Raw genomic sequence first — 14,276 nt, 5'->3', positions numbered from 1 at the left:
AGGCTTGCCCGCGAAGAACGATAATGCGATGTAACTGTTGTACCGCGTCATCGTTCTTCGCGGGCAAGCCTCGCTCCTACGGGGATTGTATCGTTTCCGGGAACCGTGGCAGGTCTCCGGAGCGGGGTCGGTCAGCGTTTTTCAATACGAAACCCGAACCGCGGAAAGTGCACATGCACCACCCCGCCACGCTCGTCTTCACGGCGCAGAATCAATTCCTCACGCCCGGCAAACAGCAACTCCCCGGCCACCGGATCAACACCGTAATCGGTCGCCGTGATAACCACCTGCTGACCCGCCTCAAACCCGTTCGGCTCTTCGAACTGCTCATCCGGCAAAGCGGCAGGCGTGGCATTACGCGCCACCGCCAGCGCCTCCTCGGATGTCATCTCGCTGAACGCACCATGCCCAAAGCCCAAGACCCGTGCATGCCACGCGGCAACCGCCGGGTACGCATCGACCAGCGGTGCAGTCACCGGTGTCGCTTTCAGGAACCACAGCGAATGAGCCAGGGCGAAGTCGGCAATCGACGGTTCACCAAACAGGAAGTCGCCCTGCTCGCGCTGCAGCTGTTGCTCCAGGCGTGTCATGATCGTCGGCCATTGATGCCGCGCCTGTTCGGCCGACAACTTTGTCGCACTGCCACCGCTGAAAAAACTGGCGCGATCGGCGAGGAACGCCTTGATTGCTTCCGGCGGCAAATGACCGAAACGCACCGCGACCGACGCAGGCTGAAACACCAGGCTTACGGCATGCTGGAACACCACCGAATCCGCCCACGCGGCGAAGCTCGCGGCGATCATTTCCTGACCTTCCGGGAAGAACGCCGGCAAGGCTTTTTCCTGCTCCAGTCGACGGGCGATCAGCGACGTGTCGCAATAAATATCCGCACCAATCTGCAACACCGGCGTCTTGCGATAGCCACCGGTCAAAGCCGTCAGATCGGGTTTTGGCATCACCGGCGAGATCTTCACCGAGCGCCAGGACAGGCCCTTGAAGCCCAGCAGCAGGCGGGCCTTTTCGGCGAAAGGGGACGTCGGGTAATGATGAAGAATCAACTCGGACATGCTCGGCTCCGCCGCACGAATCAGGAATCTGCAGCTTAGCGCGCAATCCGCGAGCAGCCTACAGATCTGCCTGATGGGAACTGATCAATCAGATTGATAAGCCCGCAGCAAAGGTCGCCACCAGACATTCCTTGGCGCTTTTCTTGAGTTTTTTGATCAGCCGTTCCTGGCGCAGCGCTTCGCTTTTGTCGCGGCAGGCTTCGGTGTAGACCAAGGCCACCGCCGGGCTGGAAAGGAAGAACCGCGCGCCTTTGCCGCTCTGGTGAGTGGCGAAGCGGCGGACGGGATCGTCGCTGATCCCGCAGTAGAGCGAACCGTTGGCCGCGCGAACGAGGTAGACGAACCAGGGTTTGCTGACGGGCAGCGTCGGTTCGGCGGCAATGGCGGCGGGTTCGCTCGGCGTGTTCACGTGACGATCATGGCTTGAAAGAAAACAAGCCGCGATCTTATCAGCGACTGGCCTGAAATGCCTTCAGCCCCTTCAAGGCCTGAGCGCGAACGGCGTTTCTCACCAGCGGCGTCCAGCCCAGCAGCAGGCCCTTGAACCCCAGCGCCTGACGCGACCAGGTCCACAGATCAAAACGGTCGTGATGCTCGCAGATCTTGCCGTCGCGAAACACAAAACGCGCCTGAATGTCGTTGACCACGGTATTGCCGGTCTGGCTGAACAGGTACGTCGCCACCCAATGCGCGCCGCCGCTGCGATCATCGCTGCGCACGTTGTCGAAAGTCAGGGAAAAATCCTTGGCCCGGGTGGTGAGCATGCGCCACATGTCGCCCGCGTCGCGCCCGCGCAATTCACCAAATGCCGGATCACTGAACACCACGTCGTCGGTGTAGCAGGCGCTCATGGCCTCGGCATCCAGGCGCTGGAAGGCCTCATAGAATCGGGTGATCAAGGCGTTGTGGGCATCACTCATGGGCAAGCTCCCTGGTTTGAAAACTGGTGTCGTTGGATTGCCTGCACGATAGTCAACTAATGTTCGAAACACTACCGGCATTCGTGGCGGGAATACCCTCAGGTGTGCCGAAGCCTAATGCACCATGCCACTCTCACGGGCATACGCAAACAGGTCCACATCCGTGGAAATGCCCAGCCGCTGCATGGCCATGTTTTTCTGTTTGCTGATGGTCGATACGCTGCGTTTGAAGTAGCCGGCGATTTCACTGACGGTCATTCCGCTGGCGAGCATTCTGACCACCTCGTGCTCTTTTGCCGACAGTGCAGCTCCGCAGACTCCCGGCACAGGCAGAATAAAATCAATGAAAAGGACTTTCACAAATGAATCATTACTTCGCTGTCCTTGCGACAACCTTGCTCATCAGCACCACCCAACACAGCTTCGCGGCGTCCACTGTTGACCTGACCGTCAAAGGCCTCATCACCCCACTCGCCTGCACACCGACGCTGTCCAACAATGGCCTCGTCGACTACGGAAAAATCTCCCGGCAGGACCTCAGCGTCGACAAACGCACGCGACTGCGCGACCAGACCCTCGACCTCAACATTCAGTGCAATGCACCCGCGCGTTTTGCCCTGCTGATGCGCGACAACCGCGACGGCTCGGCAATCGTCAACAGTGAGATTTACTACGGCCTGAACCACGACCACAGCCAAAATAAAATCGGCTTGTATTCACTGAACTTCGATCCGGCCAGCACCGTGGTGGACGACCTGACGCAGGTCTATCGAACCGACTCCACCACGGGCGGCAAGGCCTGGAGTTCGTCGAACAGCCAGGCCATTCCGATTGGCGCCCGAAGTTATCTCGGATTCACCGACATTGCCGGGAGCAGCGCCGGCCCGATTGCCATCCGCACGCTGACCAGCCGGGTGACGGTCGAAACGGTCATCGCGCCCACCTCCGAGCTGGACCTCAGCGCTGAGGTGCAGCTCGACGGTTCGGCAACGCTGGACGTTGTTTACCTGTAGTCAGACCTTTTCGCTGACCACCTGCACGTACAGCGAACGCCCGGCACCGAGGCCGGCAAGGATGGCGCCGAGGCCAATCACAGCGAAGATCCAGCCCACGGCATTCCAGCCGCCGGTCCAGTCGTGCACGATGCCGACCGCGAACGGCCCCATGGACGCCAGGGTGTAACCGAAGCCCTGGGCCATGCTCGACAGGTTGGCCGCCACGTGCGAGTCCCGCGAGCGCAAAACAATCAGGGTCAACGCCAGACTGAACGTTCCGCCCTGCCCCAGGCCGAGCAGGATCGCCCAGCCCCACAGGCCTTCGATGGGTGCATAAAGGCAACCGAACAGACCGCCGAGGGTCAGCGCCATGACGATGACGATCGCCAGGCGCTGATCCTTGCCGCGCGTCGCCAGCCACGGTGCGGCCAGCGAACTGGCGAGTTGAACGATCACCGAACCCGACAGCACCAGGCCGGCCTGGGTTGGCGTCAGGCCGCGACCGATCAGGATCGATGGCAACCAGCCGAACACGATGTACGCCAAGGACGATTGCAGGCCCATGTACAAGGTCACTTGCCAGGCCAACGGGTCACGCAACAGACCGCGTACCCGGTAAGCCACGTTGTGCGCGCCATGTTTCTGACCGACTTGCGGCAACCAGAACATCGCCGCCACCAGCGCAGGAATCACCCAGAAGCCAAGTCCCAACGCCCAGCTTTTGTCGAAGTGTTCGCTCAACGGCACGGTCGCGCCCGCCGCCATCGCCGCGCCCAAACACAGGGCCATGGTGTAGACGCCGGTCATGGTCCCGGCGTGTTTGGCGAAGTCGCGTTTGACGATGCCCGGCAACAAAACGCCGATCACGCCGATGCTCGCGCCGGCCAGCACGCTGCCGCCAAACAGGCCGATTTCACCGAACGAACTGCGCAGAATGATCCCGCCGGCCAATGTCAGAAGGATGCCCAACACCACGCGCTCAGCGCCGAAACGTCGCGCCAGAATCGGCGCCAACGGCGCAAAAAGACCGAGGCACAGCACTGGCAACGTCGTCAGCAAACCGGCCTGCGCCGCCGACAGGCCCAAGCTTTTCGAGACCTCGCTGAGCATCGGCGCCATGCTCGACAGCGCCGGACGCAAGTTCAGCGCGACCAGAATCAGCCCCAGCAACAACAGCCACGGGCGACGCAGGATTGGCTGACTTTGCTGGACCTGTTCGTCATCGGCCTCGGCGTCGATCAGCAGCTCTTCGAGCTCCGCCGTGCGTTTGGCTTCGGTGATCGTGCTGTGGCTGCTGGACATGGCGTTCTCGGTTTCAAGGTTCATTGATCAACTGCCTCGACAAGGCTTTCGCGCGTTCCGGGTCGCGTTGCTCGACGGCATCGAGCAATTCGATATGCAGATCGAACACTTCCTGGCGGCGTGGCGTGACGCTCAAGGTCTGGCGCAGTTGTGCACCAACGACGCTGGAGAAATAGCGATACAACTCGCTGAGGGTGGGGTTGTGCGCGGCGTCTACCAGACGACGGTGAAACACCAGGTCGCAGGCGATGTAGCTGTCGAGATCGCCGTGGTAGTGATCACCGCTGACGTTGAGCGCTTCACGCAAGGCCACGAGGTCTTCGTCGGTCCTGCGCAGCGCGGCAAGGCCGATGGCCTCGACTTCAAGGATGTGCCGGGTTTCCCTGGCCTGCTCAAGCGAGCAGCGCGACAACGCTTTCAGGGTGTCCAGCGGATCGATCACCGCCCGCAGATAGCTGCCGTCGCCCTGGCGGATTTCAATCAAACCGGAAAACGCCAACACGCGCATGGCTTCGCGGACAGTGTTGCGGCTGATGCCCAATTCGGCAGACAGCTCAGGCTCGGTGGGCAGGCGCTGACCGACAGACCAGACGCCTTCGGTGATACGCAGGCGCAACTGGTCCAGAGCCTGATCAACCAGGGAACGTTTAATGAGTGGAGACATGTCTGACATAAGATTCGCCCTTTCATCCAATCATAGGATGAATTTTCTGACATGTTAGTCAGCATCGCCCCACAGGGCAAACGGTTTACACAAACCCTGTAGGAGCCGGCTTGCTGGCGATTCGGTCTGACATCCCACCTGGATGTCACCTGCCCCTCCGCTATCGCCGGCAAGCCGGCTCCTACAATTGCGCGCCCGGCTCGCCATCTCGTGCATCGAGCAAACCCTGTAGGAGCCGGCTTGCTGGCGATTCGGTCTGACATCCAACATGGAAGTCGCCTGACCCTCCGCTATCGCCAGCAAGCCGGCTCCTACAATTCCGCGTGCGGCTCGCCATCTCGCATACGACACAAACCCTGTAGGAGCCGGCTTGCTGGCGATTCGGTCTGGCATCCCACATGGATGTCGCCTGACCCACCGCTATCGCCAGCAAGCCGGCTCCTACAATTGCGCGCCCGGCTCGCCATTTCGCACACGACACACCCCCTGTAGGAGCCGGCTTGCTGGCGATTCGGTCTGACATCCAACATGGATGTCGCCCGAACCACCGCTATCGCCAGCAAGCCGGCTCCTACAATTCCGCGTTCGGCTCGCCATCTCGCACACGACACACCCCCTGTAGGAGCCGGCTTGCTGGCGATTCGGTCTGACATCCCACATGGAAGCCGCCTGACCCACCGCTATCGCCGGCAAGCCGGCTCCTACAATTCCGCGCCCGGCTCGCCATCTCGCACACGATACAACCCCTGTAGGAGCCGGCTTGCCGGCGATTCGGTCTGGCATCCCACATGGATGTCGCCTGACCCACCGCTATCGCCAGCAAGCCGGCTCCTACAATTCCGCGTTCGGCTCGCCATCTCGCACACGACACAAACCCTGTAGGAGCCGGCTTGCTGGCGATTCGGTCTGATATCCAACATGGATGTCACCTGACCCACCGCTATCGCCGGCAAGCCGGCTCCTACAATTCCGCGTCCGGCTCGTTATTTCGCACGCGACACAAACCCTGTAGGAGCCGGCTTGCTGGCGATTCGGTCTGGCATCCCACATGGATGTCGCCCGAACCACCGCTATCGCCAGCAAGCCGGCTCCTACAATTCCGCGTTCGGCTCGCCATCTCGTGCATTGCGCAAACCCTGTAGGAGCCGGCTTGCTGGCGATTCGGTCTGGCATCCCACATGGACGTCGCCTGACCCTCCGCCATCGCCAGCAAGCCGGCTCCTACAGGGATCGTGGTGTGTTTTTTCGGGCAAAAAAAACCCGGAACAGCGTCCGGGTTTTTTTCACTGCCTGGTTTCGATCAATGCAGGATCTGGCTCAGGAACAGTTTGGTGCGTTCGTTCTGCGGATTGTCGAAGAAGTCGTTCGGCGCGGCCTGTTCAACGATTTCGCCCTTGTCCATGAAGATCACGCGGTTGGCCACGGTGCGGGCGAAGCCCATTTCGTGGGTCACGCAGAGCATGGTCATGCCGTCTTCGGCCAGACCGATCATGGTGTCCAGCACCTCTTTCACCATTTCCGGGTCAAGGGCTGAAGTCGGTTCGTCGAACAGCATGATTTTCGGTTTCATGCACAAGGCACGGGCAATCGCCACACGTTGTTGCTGACCGCCGGACAGTTGCCCCGGGAATTTATGCGCCTGCTCCGGAATACGTACGCGCTCCAGGTAATGCATGGCGATTTCTTCGGCCTGGCGCTTGGGCATCTTGCGCACCCACATCGGCGCCAGGGTGCAGTTCTGCAGGATGGTCAGGTGCGGGAACAGGTTGAAGTGCTGGAACACCATGCCGACTTCACGGCGGACCGTTTCGATCTGCTTGAGGTCGTTGGTCAGCTCCACGCCATCGACCACGATGCGGCCCTGCTGGTGTTCTTCCAGACGGTTGAGGCAGCGAATGGTCGTCGACTTACCGGAACCCGACGGGCCGCACAGGACGATACGCTCGCCTTGCTTGACGTTCAGGTTGATGTCTTTCAACACGTGGAACTGGCCATACCACTTGTTCACGCCCTGCATCTGAATAATGCCTTCAGGGCTCACAGGCTTTTTGATTGCTTCGCTCATTACAGAACTCCTAACGCTTGTGGCCAGTGTCGAGCTTGCGTTCCAGATGCATGGAATAGCGCGACATACCAAAACAGAAAATCCAGAACACCAGGGCCGCGAACACATAGCCTTCAGTGGCCATGCCCAACCATTTCGGGTCGGCGGCGGCTTGTTTGACGCTGTTGAGCAAGTCGAACAGGCCGATGATGATCACCAGGCTCGTGTCCTTGAACAGCGCAATGAAGGTGTTGACGATGCCAGGGATTACCAGCTTCAGGGCTTGCGGCAAAATCACCAGGCCCATGCTGCGCCAGTAACCGAGGCCCATCGCCGCAGCCGCTTCGTACTGACCTTTTGGAATCGCTTGCAGACCGCCGCGCACCACTTCAGCCACATAGGCCGACTGGAACAGGATCACGCCGATCAGCGCCCGCAGCAGTTTGTCGAAGTTCATGCCTTCAGGCAGGAACAGCGGCAGCATCACCGAGGACATGAACAGCACCGTGATCAACGGCACGCCGCGCCAGAATTCAATGAAGGTCACGCAGACCACACGAATCGCCGGCATGTTCGAACGACGGCCCAGCGCCAGCACAATGCCCAGCGGCAACGCACCGGCAATACCGACAGTGGCGATCACCAGGGTCAGCATCAGGCCGCCCCATTGGCTGGTCGCCACTTGGGTCAGACCGAAAACGCCACCATGCAACAGGCACCAGGCAATGATCGGGTACAGCACCAGGAAGCTCAGGCCATACACGGCTTTACGGTGAAAGCGCGAGATGAACAATGGCGCCACGCCGATCACCGCCAGCCACACGGTCAGGTCCACGCGCCAGCGCAGGTCCATCGGGTAGTAGCCGTACATGAACTGGCCAAAACGCTGCTGAATGAACACCCAGCAGGCGCCTTCCTTGGTGCAGTCGGCGCGGGTGGTGCCGACCCAGTTGGCGTCGATGATTGCCCATTCCAGGATCGGCGGGACAATCAGGTAAATCAGATAGAACGCAAACAGGGTCAGCAGGGTGTTGAGCCAGCTGGAGAACATGTTTGCGCGCATCCATGCGACCACACCGATGCTACTGCTCGGTGGAGGCATGTCAGGCTTGAAAGTATGAGTACTCATGCGCTTTTCCTTACCGCTCGATCAGCGCAATGCGCTTGTTGTACCAGTTCATCAGCAGGGAAATGCTGATACTGATCGCCAGGTACACGCTCATGGTGATGGCAATTACCTCGATCGCCTGCCCGGTCTGGTTCAGCACCGTACCGGCAAACAACGAGACCATCTCCGGATAACCGATACCGGCCGCCAGCGAAGAGTTTTTCGCCAGGTTCAGGTATTGGCTGGTCAGCGGCGGAATGATCACGCGCAGGGCTTGCGGGATGATCACTTTGCGCAGGGTCGGACCGTTACGCAGACCCAGCGAGTGCGCCGCTTCGGTCTGGCCGTGGCTGACCGACTTGATGCCCGAACGCACGATCTCGGCGATGAACGCCGCGGTGTACACGGTCAGGGCCAGGGTCAGTGCCAGCAGTTCCGGGATCAGCACCCAGCCACCGACAAAGTTGAAGCCTTGCAGCTTGGGCATTTCCCAGTGCACGGGTGCACCGAAGATCAACGCGCACAGCGCCGGGATCGCAAAGAACAGCGCCAGGCCAACCCAGAACTTGTGGAACGGCACACCGGTCGCTTCGAAGCGTTTGGTGGCCCAGCGGCTCATCAGCACGATCGCGACAATGGCCACGACGATGCTGATCACAAACGGCCAGAAACCGTCCGCCATCAACGCTGCCGGCATGTTCAGGCCGCGGCTGCTGACGAAGAAGGTGTCGCCGAAGTTATGGCTGTTGCGTGGCCCCGGCATGGTCAGGAACACCGCGAAGTACCAGAACAGGATTTGCAGCAGCGGCGGAATGTTGCGGAAGACTTCCACATAAACAGTCGCCAGCTTGCTGATGATCCAGTTCTTCGACAGCCGTGACACGCCGACGATGAACCCGAGGATTGTCGCCAGGATCACGCCGATGAAAGTCACCAGCAGCGTGTTGAGCAGGCCGATGACAAACACCCGGGCATAACTGTCCGATTCGGTGTAGTCGATCAAGTGTTGAGCGATGCCGAAACCGGCACTGCGCTCCAGAAAGTCGAAACCGGAGGTAATGCCCCGGTGTTGAAGGTTGGTCTGCGTGTTGTCGAACAGGTACCAGCCCATCGAGACCACCGCCACAATGGTGATGATCTGAAATAGCCACGCACGCACTTTGGGATCGCTGAGGCTGAGCCTCTGCTTTGGTGCGCCGATTGAATTTTGCATGAAGTGCCCCGGATGTAATGGAACAGAACATCACCCGGTGGTTGGCCCACCGGGTGATAGAACCATCAGCGCACTGGTGGTGCGTATTGAATGCCGCCGTTGTTCCACAGAGCGTTCAGCCCGCGGTCGATGGCCAGCGGAGTGTCCTTGCCGAGGTTTTTCTCGAACACTTCACCATAGTTACCGACTTGCTTGACGATCTGCACGACCCAGTCTTTCTTCACTTTCAGGTCTTTGCCGTATTCACCGTCGGTACCCAGCAGACGAGCGACGTCCGGGTTCTTGGTGCCTTTGGCTTCAGCTTCGACGTTTTTCGAAGTGATGCCGGCTTCTTCAGCGTTGAGCATGGCGTAGCCAGTCCAGCGCACGATCGCCAGCCACTCGTCGTCGCCATTACGTACGACCGGGCCCAGAGGCTCCTTGGAGATGGTTTCCGGCAGAACGGTGTAGTCGTTCGGGGTCGCCAGCTTGCTGCGTTGTGCGTAGAGCTGGGATTTGTCGGAGGTCAGCACGTCGCAACGACCGGATTCCAGCGACTTGGCGCTTTCATCGGAGGTGTCGAAAGTGATTGGGGTGTATTTCAGACCGTTGCCACGGAAGTAGTCGGAAACGTTCAGCTCGGTGGTGGTACCGGCTTGAATGCAGATGGTGGCGCCGTCGAGCTCTTTGGCGCTTTTCACGCCCAGCGTCTTGCTGTTTACCAGGAAGCCGATGCCGTCGTAGTAAGTGATGAAACCAGGGAATTTCAGACCCATGCCCGAATCACGGGAGCTGGTCATGGTGGTGTTGCGCGACAGGATGTCGATTTCGCCAGACTGCAGCGCGGTGAAGCGCTCCTTGGCGTTCAACTGACTGAACTTGACCTTGGTCGCGTCGCCGAAGACGGCAGCGGCCACAGCGCGGCAGTAGTCAGCATCGATACCGACGATCTTGCCATTGGCGTCCGGAACCGAGAAACCAGGCAGGCCATCGCTGACGCCGCACTGTACGAAACCTTTCTTCTGCACTGCATCCAGGGTTGCACCCGCCTGAGCGAACCCGCTGACACCGAGTACTGCGGCTGCAGACACGATAGCCAGGGTGGATTTCAACATCTTCATTCAAACCTCCAGTTTTGCTCTTGTTGTGTCGGAGCTTGAGTCCAGTCGCACCCTTATGAGGCGTAGTTGACCCGTGTTGGTTTTTTTTGGGGTCAACCGACGTAGGACCTGCGCTATGAGTCTAGTAGGAGAAAATCCAAATCATGGACCACTCACTTCTCACCAATCGGCCGAACGGGCTGTAGCCCTTTCACGTTCGCGAAGCCCGTAGCGGCCACTGGCGAACATCCATCACCGGATTTTTTGCTATCCCACCACGAACAATGGCCTGATAGTGTTACCGACAGGCGTGGGATTTTTCGTACAGGCTTCCTATAGCAAAGCCCGTACCAGACCGCTCGCCAAAGCGTTTAAGGGACAGGTCAATAGCAAAACTTGTAGCCTTGCGACATCTTCTTAACGGATCAACCAGACGCGCACTCATCTCTCGCACTCAATGAGAGCGCACGCACACAATTGGAGCAGCCATGACCGAGCCCTTGATTCTTGAACCCGTCAAGCCCGCAGACGCCTGCGTTATCTGGCTGCACGGGCTGGGCGCCGACCGTTACGACTTCCTGCCGGTGGCCGAAGCGTTACAGGAAACCCTGCTGAGCACTCGCTTCGTTCTCCCTCAGGCACCGACCTGCGCCGTCACCATCAATGGTGGCTACGAGATGCCGAGCTGGTACGACATATTGGCCATGAGCCCTGCACGCGCGATCAACCGCGAGCAGCTGGAAGCGTCATCAGACCGGATCATCAAATTGATCGAAGTGCAGCGAGCCGGCGGAATAGACGCTTCGCGAATTTTCCTGGCAGGTTTTTCCCAGGGCGGCGCCGTGGTGTTCCACACCGCATTTCTGAAATGGCAGGGGCCGCTGGGTGGCGTACTTGCCCTCTCTACTTATGCACCGACGTTCAGCGAAGGACTGGAGCTTTCGGCCAGCCAACAGCGGATTCCGGTGTTGTCGTTGCACGGGCAGTACGATGACGTGGTGCAAAACTCGATGGGACGGACCGCCTACGAGTATTTAAAGCAGCATGGTGTCACCGTGACATGGCAGGAATACCCAATGGGTCACGAAGTGTTACCCGAAGAGATTCGCGACATCGGCACCTGGCTCGGCGAGCGCTTGCGTTAACGGCTGAGCTGAAAAACAGCCCATTGATCCATCCCCCTACGCCGCGCCCGATTCTTGCATTACACTGGCCGCCGTATATTCCTTAACCAATTGATGAGATGACCGTGCTCAAAGCACTCAAGAAAATGTTCGGTAAAAGCGAGACTGAGCAGCTCGCGCCAGTCTCCAGCGCTCCGTCTCACAGTCCCAGCCACCGCACCGACGGTAATCAGCCTGGCCGGACCGCCCCCGTAGCGGCACCGAAACAAGAGCCTGTGGCGACACCGGCCGTCCAGCCTGTTGAAGCGGCGGCTGCCGAGCAACCACACAGCGAAGCGCCGAAGCCCGCCAAACCGCGTCGTGAACCCAAGCCAAAAGCGCCGGTCATCCCCTGGAAACTCGAAGACTTCGTCGTCGAACCCCAGGAAGGCAAAACCCGATTCCACGATTTCAAACTTGCCCCGGAACTGATGCACGCCATCCAGGACCTCGGCTTCCCGTATTGCACGCCGATCCAGGCTCAGGTGCTGGGCTTCACCCTCGCGGGCAAAGACGCCATCGGTCGCGCCCAGACCGGCACCGGCAAAACCGCGGCGTTCCTGATTTCGATCATCACCCAGCTGCTGCAAACCCCGCCGCCGAAAGAGCGCTACATGGGTGAGCCACGGGCGCTGATCATCGCGCCGACCCGTGAACTGGTGGTGCAGATCGCCAAGGACGCCGCCGACCTGACCAAGTACACCGGCCTCAACGTCATGACGTTTGTCGGCGGCATGGACTTCGACAAGCAGCTCAAGCACCTCGAAGCGCGTCATTGCGACATCCTCGTCGCCACCCCGGGCCGCCTGCTCGACTTCAACCAGCGCGGCGACGTGCACTTGGACATGGTCGAAGTGATGGTCCTGGACGAAGCCGACCGCATGCTCGACATGGGCTTCATCCCGCAAGTGCGTCAGATCATTCGCCAGACGCCGCCGAAGAACGAGCGCCAGACGTTGCTGTTCTCCGCAACCTTCACCGATGACGTGATGAACCTCGCCAAGCAATGGACCACCGACCCGTCGATCGTCGAGATCGAAGCGCAGAACGTGGCCAGCGAAAACGTCGAGCAGCACATCTACGCGGTGGCCGGTGCCGACAAATACAAACTGCTCTACAACCTGGTCAACGACAACGGCTGGGAGCGGGTGATGGTCTTCGCCAACCGCAAGGATGAAGTACGACGCATCGAAGAACGCCTGGTGCGTGACGGCGTCAACGCCGCGCAATTGTCTGGCGACGTGCCGCAGCACAAGCGCATCAAGACCCTGGAAGGATTCCGCGAAGGCAAGATCCGCGTGTTGGTAGCCACCGACGTAGCCGGTCGCGGCATTCACATCGACGGCATCAGCCACGTGATCAACTTCACCCTGCCGGAAGTCCCGGACGACTACGTGCACCGTATCGGTCGTACCGGCCGTGCCGGCGCCGATGGCGTGTCCATCAGTTTTGCCGGTGAAGACGACTCCTACCAGCTACCGTCCATCGAGGCGCTGCTGGGTCGCAAAATCAGCTGCGAAACGCCACCGACGCATCTATTGCGGGCGGTTGAGCGCAAGCGCCCGTAACAACGGGTCGCAATAAAAGAAGCGCAGCCGGCAACGGACTGCGCTTTTTTTTCGTTCGTCGTTTTTTTTCAACAGGAGCTTGCCCGGCAGAACTAAAAGTCCATAATGGACAAATTAGTTTACTTGCCATTCCCGGAGCCGACCATGTCCAGCACGCCCTATGTGATCACCCAACCCCAGGCCCGCGAACTGCTGGCACAGGTCGACGTTCCGCAGATCCTGCGCAAGCTGTTCCGCGACCTGGCAGCCGGGCAAGCGGTACAACCGGCGCAACAACTGGTGGAATTTCCCAAGGGCGCCGGCGATTTCATCAACTACCTGGGCGTGCTGGCCGAAGACGGGGTGTACGGAGTCAAGACCTCGCCTTACATCGTCCGCGAACAAGGCCCATTGGTGACCGCATGGACGTTGCTGATGTCGATGCAGACCGGCGAGCCGCTGCTGTTGTGCGACGCCGGCGAACTGACCACCGCGCGCACCGCCGCGACAACCGCCGTTGCTGTCGACGCCCTGGCTCCGTTGAATGCGCAACGCCTGGCAATCATCGGCAGCGGCAAAGTTGCGCTGGCACACCTGCATTACGTCAAAGGCCTGCGCGACTGGCAGAGCATCAACCTCTACTCGCCGGGCTTGAGCGAACTGGGTGCTGAAGCGCTGGCGCAACTCAGAGCTCTCGACCCACGGCTGAACCTCGTCGATACACGCGAAGTCGCGGTTCAGGACGCCGACGTGATCATGCTGTGCACGTCGTCCGCCGGCCCGGTGATCGACCCTTCCAGCCTGACCAAACCGGCGTTGATCACGTCCATCAGCACCAACGCACCGCGTGCCCATGAAGTGCCGCCGCAGAGCCTCAATGACATGCAGGTGTTCTGCGACTATCGTCTGACCACGCCGGGCTCGGCGGGTGAAATGCTGATTGCCGGCGAACAGCACGGCTGGGACGCAAGCGCCATCGTCGGCGACCTGCCGGGCTTGATCAGCGAAAAAGTCCAGCGCCCCGGCTATGACCGTCACGTGTTCTTCCGCTCCATCGGCCTGGGCCTGGAAGACATCGCACTGGCCAATGCCATCTACCGCCTGAAACCCTGACACCACCCCCTGTAGGAGCGAGGCTTGCCCGCGAAGGCGGTGTGTCATTAAACATATATTG

13 protein-coding genes and 1 pseudogene are annotated in these 14,276 nt (G+C 60.0%); 4 read left to right on the top strand and 10 right to left on the bottom strand.

Going from position 1 to position 14,276, the window contains the following annotated elements:
- Nucleotides 1-131 precede the first annotated feature (131 nt).
- From KGA97_RS26880 to KGA97_RS26865, 4 genes and pseudogenes are all read right to left on the bottom strand, one after another.
- On the bottom strand, nt 132-1,067 hold the full coding sequence (locus KGA97_RS26880) for a glutathione S-transferase family protein (RefSeq protein WP_223481821.1): 936 nt from the start codon (nt 1,065-1,067) through the stop codon (nt 132-134).
- A gap of 88 nt (nt 1,068-1,155) precedes the next feature.
- Nucleotides 1,156-1,476 carry a GIY-YIG nuclease family protein gene (locus KGA97_RS26875; RefSeq protein ID WP_223481820.1) on the bottom strand — a complete coding sequence of 107 codons (321 nt, stop codon included), beginning with the start codon at nt 1,474-1,476 and terminating at the stop codon, nt 1,156-1,158.
- 40 nt (nt 1,477-1,516) lie between these two features.
- Nucleotides 1,517-1,987 (bottom strand): nuclear transport factor 2 family protein, encoded by a 471-nt coding sequence (locus KGA97_RS26870; RefSeq protein WP_008026662.1) that lies wholly within the window; start codon nt 1,985-1,987, stop codon nt 1,517-1,519.
- 114 nt (nt 1,988-2,101) lie between these two features.
- Nucleotides 2,102-2,290, bottom strand: a pseudogene (locus KGA97_RS26865) (LuxR C-terminal-related transcriptional regulator); the annotation flags it as partial.
- A 59-nt stretch (nt 2,291-2,349) separates the two neighbouring features.
- On the opposite strand from KGA97_RS26865, the gene KGA97_RS26860 reads away from it, so the two are divergent.
- Nucleotides 2,350-3,000, top strand: coding sequence for a DUF1120 domain-containing protein (locus KGA97_RS26860; protein WP_223481819.1), 651 nt, complete (start codon nt 2,350-2,352; stop codon nt 2,998-3,000).
- Here the strand turns inward: KGA97_RS26860 and KGA97_RS26855 are convergent, their stop codons facing one another.
- The 6 genes from KGA97_RS26855 to KGA97_RS26830 all read right to left on the bottom strand — a co-directional run bounded on the left by KGA97_RS26855 (nt 3,001) and on the right by KGA97_RS26830 (nt 10,413).
- Complete coding sequence (locus tag KGA97_RS26855; RefSeq protein ID WP_207286061.1) at nt 3,001-4,308, bottom strand: CynX/NimT family MFS transporter; 1,308 nt, start codon at nt 4,306-4,308, stop codon at nt 3,001-3,003.
- Complete coding sequence (locus KGA97_RS26850) at nt 4,298-4,957, bottom strand: FadR/GntR family transcriptional regulator (protein WP_192228980.1); 660 nt, start codon at nt 4,955-4,957, stop codon at nt 4,298-4,300. Before KGA97_RS26850 ends, KGA97_RS26855 begins: the two co-directional genes overlap by 11 nt.
- A 1,291-nt stretch (nt 4,958-6,248) precedes the next feature.
- Complete coding sequence (locus KGA97_RS26845) at nt 6,249-7,013, bottom strand: amino acid ABC transporter ATP-binding protein (protein ID WP_008026633.1); 765 nt, start codon at nt 7,011-7,013, stop codon at nt 6,249-6,251.
- Nucleotides 7,014-7,023: 10 nt separating this feature from the next.
- The gene (locus KGA97_RS26840; RefSeq protein ID WP_008037316.1) at nt 7,024-8,121 is read right to left on the bottom strand and encodes an amino acid ABC transporter permease; all 1,098 of its coding nucleotides are present in this window, start codon (nt 8,119-8,121) and stop codon (nt 7,024-7,026) included.
- Nucleotides 8,122-8,131: 10 nt separating this feature from the next.
- Nucleotides 8,132-9,313, bottom strand: coding sequence for an amino acid ABC transporter permease (locus KGA97_RS26835; protein WP_008026631.1), 1,182 nt, complete (start codon nt 9,311-9,313; stop codon nt 8,132-8,134).
- A gap of 65 nt (nt 9,314-9,378) precedes the next feature.
- Nucleotides 9,379-10,413 carry an amino acid ABC transporter substrate-binding protein gene (locus KGA97_RS26830; protein WP_008026630.1) on the bottom strand — a complete coding sequence of 345 codons (1,035 nt, stop codon included), beginning with the start codon at nt 10,411-10,413 and terminating at the stop codon, nt 9,379-9,381.
- A gap of 467 nt (nt 10,414-10,880) precedes the next feature.
- Here KGA97_RS26830 and KGA97_RS26825 point away from each other — a divergent pair, with 467 nt between their 5' ends.
- The 3 genes from KGA97_RS26825 (at nt 10,881) to KGA97_RS26815 (ending at nt 14,215) form a co-directional block, all read left to right on the top strand.
- Complete coding sequence (locus tag KGA97_RS26825) at nt 10,881-11,537, top strand: alpha/beta hydrolase (RefSeq protein WP_008026629.1); 657 nt, start codon at nt 10,881-10,883, stop codon at nt 11,535-11,537.
- Nucleotides 11,538-11,635: 98 nt separating this feature from the next.
- Nucleotides 11,636-13,123, top strand: coding sequence for an ATP-dependent RNA helicase RhlB (rhlB, locus tag KGA97_RS26820; RefSeq protein ID WP_223450550.1), 1,488 nt, complete (start codon nt 11,636-11,638; stop codon nt 13,121-13,123).
- A gap of 144 nt (nt 13,124-13,267) precedes the next feature.
- Nucleotides 13,268-14,215, top strand: a complete 948-nt coding sequence (locus KGA97_RS26815) for an ornithine cyclodeaminase family protein (RefSeq protein WP_223481818.1) — start codon at nt 13,268-13,270, stop codon at nt 14,213-14,215.
- Nucleotides 14,216-14,276 lie beyond the last annotated feature (61 nt).

Source organism: Pseudomonas sp. BF-B-15 (assembly GCF_019946675.1).
Classification (GTDB): Bacteria; Pseudomonadota; Gammaproteobacteria; order Pseudomonadales; family Pseudomonadaceae; genus Aquipseudomonas; species Aquipseudomonas migulae.
This window is presented reverse-complemented; position numbering and strand designations above follow the sequence as displayed.

Excerpts from the sequence above, each read along its gene's own strand:
- KGA97_RS26880 (WP_223481821.1), bottom strand. The coding sequence starts at position 1,067 with ATGTCCGAGTTGATTCTTCATCATTACCCGACGTCCCCTTTCGCCGAA.
- KGA97_RS26870 (WP_008026662.1), bottom strand. The coding sequence starts at position 1,987 with ATGAGTGATGCCCACAACGCCTTGATCACCCGATTCTATGAGGCCTTC.
- KGA97_RS26860 (WP_223481819.1), top strand. The coding sequence starts at position 2,350 with ATGAATCATTACTTCGCTGTCCTTGCGACAACCTTGCTCATCAGCACC.
- KGA97_RS26855 (WP_207286061.1), bottom strand. The coding sequence starts at position 4,308 with ATGAACCTTGAAACCGAGAACGCCATGTCCAGCAGCCACAGCACGATC.
- KGA97_RS26850 (WP_192228980.1), bottom strand. The coding sequence starts at position 4,957 with ATGTCAGACATGTCTCCACTCATTAAACGTTCCCTGGTTGATCAGGCT.
- KGA97_RS26845 (WP_008026633.1), bottom strand. The coding sequence starts at position 7,013 with ATGAGCGAAGCAATCAAAAAGCCTGTGAGCCCTGAAGGCATTATTCAG.
- KGA97_RS26840 (WP_008037316.1), bottom strand. The coding sequence starts at position 8,121 with ATGAGTACTCATACTTTCAAGCCTGACATGCCTCCACCGAGCAGTAGC.
- KGA97_RS26835 (WP_008026631.1), bottom strand. The coding sequence starts at position 9,313 with ATGCAAAATTCAATCGGCGCACCAAAGCAGAGGCTCAGCCTCAGCGAT.
- KGA97_RS26830 (WP_008026630.1), bottom strand. The coding sequence starts at position 10,413 with ATGAAGATGTTGAAATCCACCCTGGCTATCGTGTCTGCAGCCGCAGTA.
- KGA97_RS26825 (WP_008026629.1), top strand. The coding sequence starts at position 10,881 with ATGACCGAGCCCTTGATTCTTGAACCCGTCAAGCCCGCAGACGCCTGC.
- rhlB (WP_223450550.1), top strand. The coding sequence starts at position 11,636 with ATGACCGTGCTCAAAGCACTCAAGAAAATGTTCGGTAAAAGCGAGACT.
- KGA97_RS26815 (WP_223481818.1), top strand. The coding sequence starts at position 13,268 with ATGTCCAGCACGCCCTATGTGATCACCCAACCCCAGGCCCGCGAACTG.